Source organism: Micromonospora inaquosa (genome assembly GCF_003857055.1).
Taxonomy (GTDB): domain Bacteria; phylum Actinomycetota; class Actinomycetes; order Mycobacteriales; family Micromonosporaceae; genus Micromonospora; species Micromonospora inaquosa.
In genome coordinates this window covers 1-5,456 of the sequence record NZ_QGSZ01000059.1, presented here as the reverse complement: position 1 = coordinate 5,456, position 5,456 = coordinate 1, and the positions used below count along the sequence as shown (strand labels likewise).

Annotated in this window: 4 protein-coding genes and 1 pseudogene; 1 reads left to right on the top strand and 4 read right to left on the bottom strand. The window is 70.8% G+C overall.

Features of this window, described 5'->3' with window-relative positions:
* Positions 1-479: 479 nt before the first annotated feature.
* From DLJ59_RS36530 to pdhA, 4 genes are all read right to left on the bottom strand, one after another.
* On the bottom strand, positions 480-617 hold the full coding sequence (locus tag DLJ59_RS36530) for a hypothetical protein (protein ID WP_167493808.1): 138 nt from the start codon (positions 615-617) through the stop codon (positions 480-482).
* Between the two features lie 218 nt (positions 618-835).
* Positions 836-2,296 carry a dihydrolipoamide acetyltransferase family protein gene (locus tag DLJ59_RS00745; RefSeq protein ID WP_124770597.1) on the bottom strand — a complete coding sequence of 487 codons (1,461 nt, stop codon included), beginning with the start codon at positions 2,294-2,296 and terminating at the stop codon, positions 836-838.
* A gap of 5 nt (positions 2,297-2,301) precedes the next feature.
* Positions 2,302-3,291, bottom strand: a complete 990-nt coding sequence (locus DLJ59_RS00740) for an alpha-ketoacid dehydrogenase subunit beta (protein ID WP_124770596.1) — start codon at positions 3,289-3,291, stop codon at positions 2,302-2,304.
* Entirely contained in the window at positions 3,291-4,466 is a 1,176-nt protein-coding gene (gene pdhA, locus DLJ59_RS00735; protein ID WP_124770595.1) for a pyruvate dehydrogenase (acetyl-transferring) E1 component subunit alpha, read from the bottom strand. The genes DLJ59_RS00740 and pdhA overlap by 1 nt, the downstream gene beginning before the upstream one ends.
* Before the next feature lie 524 nt (positions 4,467-4,990).
* Between pdhA and DLJ59_RS36160 the strand changes: the two are divergent.
* Positions 4,991-5,456: pseudogene (locus DLJ59_RS36160) on the top strand (hypothetical protein); the annotation flags it as partial.

The following is a 5,456-nucleotide window of genomic DNA, read 5'->3' as shown; positions in this document are numbered from 1 at the left end:
GCCAAGGTCGGGGCCGGCGGCGTTCTGGCCGTTCTCCGGCTGCGCCGGGCGGTCGCCGTACGGCGCCGGTCCGCCGGCGCCCGGTGACACCTCGTCCGGCTCTTGGCCGGGGCGGTGCGGGCCCTCGGACGTCATGGGTGCGCCTCCTCCATCACATGTCGGCTCGCCGGTGCCGATCGGTCTCCTCGGCGTGGCTGCCGGCGTCACCGGCGTACCGCTGTGCCGGCTCCCCGCACGGTATCGGGTGGTGGCACGACACGTCCAAGGAGCACTGGCCGTCACTCACCGTGGCCGGTTGGTGTCGAGCAGCTTCTGTCGGCTCGGCCTCTGCCGGGTCGGCGGGCGGTGACCGAAGCCCACCGTACCGGGCGCTGCGGCAGGGCGGAATCCCGGTGGTGGGTGGCGGGTGAACGCCGATGGCCCACCCGGTGGGCCGGGTGGGCCATCGATCTGGAGGAGGTGAGGAATGTCGTGGAGCGTCAGCTCACGTGACGCTGGGCGATGACGAGGATCTCTTCGCGGACCGCCGGCGAGTTCGCCGAGCGCAGCGCGTGCTCGATGGCACGGGCGCGGCGGGTGGCGTCGCGGTGGTTGCGGATTCGCTCGATCATGCTCATTGGTGGGTCCCCCTAGCTATTCGGTTGTCAGCCCCTGATGCATCTATTCAACAGCAGAAGCCGGCGAACTTCCATCGATTATTAGGTGAGCTGAGACACCTGCCTAACAATCGAAGGTCAAAGCATCGTCCGGCTGATGGATTCGTCGCCCAACGGACACGGCCGGTGTGCCGGGCGTTAACCCGTGGCACACCGGCCGTGGCTGGCGTTCGCAACGATCAGGTCCAGGCGAGCAGCGCCGCCTCCGGATCCGTGAGGAAGTCGCCGATGTCCCGCAGGAACTTCGAGCCCAGCTCACCGTCGATGATCCGGTGATCGAAGCTCAGCCCCAACGTGGTGACCTGGCGAACCTTGACCTTGCCCTTGTGCACCCAGGGCATCTCCCGCACCGCGCCGAAGGCCAGGATCGCCGACTCACCCGGCGGCAGGATCGGTGTGCCGGTGTCCACCCCGAACACGCCGACGTTGGTGATGGTCAGCGTGCCGCCGGACATGGCCGCCGGCGAGGTGCGGCCGGACTTCGCCGTCTGCACCAGGTCGGTCAGCGCGTCCGCCAGCTCCCGCAGCGAGAGTCGGCCGGCGTCCTTGACGTTCGGCACGATCAGACCGCGCTCGGTGGCTGCCGCGATGCCGAGGTTGACGTACTCCTTGACCACGATCTCGTCGCCCGCCCAGGTCGAGTTGACCATCGGGTGCCGTTGCACCGCCAGCAACACCGCCTTCGCCACCAACAGCAGCGGCGAGACCCGTACGTCGCGCCACTCCCGCCGGCCGCGCAGCCGGTCCAGGGCCTTCATCGCCCGGGTCACGTCGACGGTCAGGAACTCCGTCACGTGCGGGGCGGTGAACGCCGAGCGGGACATGTTCTCGGCGGTGAGCTTACGAACCCCCTTGACCGGGATGTGTTGCTCCCGATCCGCGCCGAAGCTGGGCGCGGTCGTCGCCGCGATCGGTTCGGCAACCACAGTGGTCGCACCGCTCGCCGCCCGCTGCACGTCCTCCCGGGTGATCGAGCCGAGCGGCCCCGACCCGGTCAACGTGCCGAGGTCGACCCCGAGATCCTTGGCGAGCTTGCGCACCGGCGGCTTGGCCAGCACGCCTCCGGTCGTCCCACCGCTCGTCGGCGTGGCCTGCCCGGTCTGCGCCGAAGCCACCACCGGAGTGACCACCGGCGGCGCAGCCGGCGCGGGAGCCGCCACGGCCTGCGCGGGGACCGCGCCCTTGCGGGGGCGGCGCTTCGCGGCGGTCGTACGCGGGCCGTAGCCGACCAGCACCGCCGTCCGCCCACCAGGGGCCGGACCGCCGATCAGACCGGGCTCGACCATGCCCTCGGCCGGTGCCACCTCCACCGCCGCCAGCGAGGCCGCCGACGGGGTGGGCAGGTCGCCGCCGGACGTGGCAGTGGTCGACGGCGTCTCCACCGGACCGGCACCCGGGTCGGTGTCGATCGCGATGATCGGCGCACCGACCTCGACCGTGGTGCCCTCCGGGTGGTGGATGGTGTGCACCTGCCCGGCCCACTTCGCCGGGATCTCCACGGCCGCCTTCGCCGTCTCCACCTCGACGATCGGCTGGTTCAGCTCGATGGTGTCGCCGACCTTGACCAGCCAGGCCAGGATCTCGCCCTCGGTCAGCCCCTCGCCCAGGTCGGGCAGGTTGAACGTCTTGATCCGGGACATGTCGCTCACCAGCCGAAGGTGCGGTCGACGGCGTCGAGCACCCGATCGAGGTCGGGCAGGTACTCCTCCTCCACCCGGGCGGCCGGGTAGGGGGTGTCGAAGCCGGTCACCCGCAGCACGGGCGACTCCAGGGAGTAGAAGCACTCCTCGGTGATCCGGGCGGCCAACTCGGCGCCGAGGCCGATGTTGGACGGCGCCTCGTGCACCACGACCGCGCGGCCGGTGCGCTTCACCGACTCGTACGCCGCGGTCAGGTCCAGCGGCGAGAGCGAGCGCAGGTCGATGACCTCCAACTCCCGGCCGTCCTCGGCGGCGGCGGTCGCCGCCTCCAGGCAGGTGCGCACCATCGGGCCGTAGGCCAGCACGGTGACGTCGGCGCCGGGCCGCACAACCCGGGCCGAGTGCAGGGGGTACGCGTCGGACAGCGGCGCGTCCAGGTCGACCTGGCCCTTCTCCCAGTAGCGCCGCTTGGGCTCCAGGAAGACGATCGGGTCGTCCGAGGCGATGGCCTGCTGGATCATCACGTACGCGTCCTGCGGGTTGGCGCAGGACACCACCTTCAGGCCGGCGGTGTGTGCGAAGTACGCCTCCGGTGACTCGGAGTGGTGCTCGACCGCGCCGATGCCGCCGCCGAACGGAATCCGGATCACCATGGGGATGTTGAGCTTGCCCCGGGAGCGGTAGTGCATCTTCGCCACCTGCGACACGATCTGGTCGTACGCGGGGTAGACGAAGCCGTCGAACTGGATCTCGCAGACCGGCCGGTAGCCGCGGATGGCCAGACCGACAGCGGTGCCGATGATGCCGGACTCGGCCAGCGGGGTGTCGATCACCCGCTGGTCGCCGAAGTCCTTCTGGAGCCCGTCGGTGATCCGGAAGACGCCGCCGAGCTTGCCGACGTCCTCGCCCATGATGATGACCTTGGGGTCGTTCTCCAGGGCGCGGCGCAGACCGGTGTTGAGGGCCTTGCCGATGGTGAGCGTCTCCGTGGCCATCAGTGGGCGCTCCCCTCGAACGACTCCATGTAACTGTTGAACTGCGCGCGCTGCTCGTCGAGCAGCGGGGACCCGTTGGGGTAGACGTGGTCGAACATCGTCACCGGCTCCGGGTCGGGCATGGCGAGCACCCGCTCACGCAGGTGCACCGACTCGCGGCGGGCCTGCTCGTCGATCTCGGCGAAGAAGTCCGCGTCGGCGATCTTCTGCTTCTCCAGGAAGGCCTTGACCCGGGCGATCGGGTCCTTGGCCTGCCACGCCTCGACCTCGCTGGCGATCCGGTAGCGGGTCGGGTCGTCGGAGGTGGTGTGCGCGCCCATCCGGTAGGTGTACGCCTCGATGAGGCTCGGCCCCTGCCCGTGCCGGGCGTTGTCCAGGGCGGTGCGGGTGACCGCGTACGTGGCGAGCACGTCGTTGCCGTCCACCCGTACGCCGGGGAAGCCGAAGCCGGCGGCCCGCTGGTAGAGCGGGATCCGGGTCTGCCGCTCCAGCGGCTCGGAGATCGCGTACTGGTTGTTCTGGCAGAAGAACACCATCGGGCTGTTGAACACGCCGGCCCAGACGAACGCCTCGTTGACGTCACCCTGGCTGGTGGCCCCGTCGCCGAAGTACGCGATGACGGCTTCGCCGTCGTCGGTGCCGGTCTTGCCGTCCATGGTGATGCCCATGGCGTAACCGGTGGCGTGCAGGGTCTGCGCCCCGATCACGATCGTGTACATGTTGAACTTGAACTCGTTCGGGTCCCAGCCGCCCTGGTCGACGCCGCGGAAGAGGCCGAGCGGCATGATCGGGTCGATGCCCCGGCAGTAGAGGACGCCGTGCTCCCGGTAGGTCGGGAAGGCCATGTCCTGGGTACGCAGAGCCCGGCCGGACCCGACCTGGGCGGCCTCCTGGCCGAGCAGGCTGGCCCAGATGCCCAGCTCGCCCTGGCGCTGGAGAGCGGTCGCCTCGGCGTCCAGCTTTCGGACCAGCACCAGGTCGCGGTAGAGCCCGCGGTACTCCTCGTCGGTGAAGTCGACGCGGTACTCGGTGCCGTCCGGCCCGGTGACGCTGTCGATCCGCTCGCCTTCGGGGGTGAGTAGCTGCACCAGCTCGGGGTCGCCGGCTGTGCCCTTCCTGGAGCGGGGTGCGGCCCGCCTGCTGCGGGTGGTGCCCCCGGGGTCGCCCTTTGCCATCGGTCTCTCCCTGTCGTGTCTGCGTCGGCACCGGGGGGTCACCCGGCCGCGCAACTCGTGCGCCTGCCCGGCTGCTGCCGGACCGGTTCCTGGCGGCCGCGCCTAGCCCCGGTGGGGGTTGCCGCACGGCGTGAACCGGGTTCTGGCCGAACCCGGATCGGGAGCGCCGGCGCTCAACCGCGCCTGCCGCGAGGGTGCGCGGAGGTCACGGCTGCGTTGCCGTCATGCTCCATATTCGCAGAGCAGGTGAGCGCGCCCACAGTACGCCTGCCCCCGCAATCCGACAGCCCATGCTTTGACGCTGTTTGTCGCCATCATGCCGGCCCGCGTTTCCCAGGCGTTGCGGCACGATTCGTCATCGTTCGGCCAGCACTGCGTGTCGACACGCGGTGGAGGTTGGCTGACGCAGGGTGACTGGGCCAGGCTGATTCCCGCAGGATCGCGCCTATCGGGTTATTTGTCGGGTTTTTGCCCCCGGCGGCGTCCATCCATGTCCTCCGACGGCCGACGACAAGGGGTGCGCGGTGTACGAGCCAGGTGACGGTCCCGGCACGCCAGCGCTTGGTCGCCACCGACCACCCGGCGGCTATCGCCGGGTGGTCGGCGTTCACCGGGCCCCCGGCGCCGGTGGCCCCACCCGCGGTTACCTGCTCACCGTCGCGCTACTGGCCGGCACCGCGTCGATGCCCATCCTCGCCGCGATCAGCGCGGGCTCGGCCACCCCGGGCAGCACCGCCCTGCCGGACAGCAGCACCCCGTTCATCCCGACCCCCTCCGTCGGGCCGGTGGTGATCCCGCTGCCGATGGCCAGCCAACCGCCGCTTCCGCCGCTCGGCACACCCAGCGTCGGTCCGACCGGCGGTTGGCTGACCGCCGGCCCGCGACGTCCACTGCAAGGGCCCGCCGCGGCCGATCCCGGCCCGGCCCTGCGGACGACAGCTCCGCCGGTGGCCCCGAAACCCACACGGGGCACCACGCCGCCCGCACCCC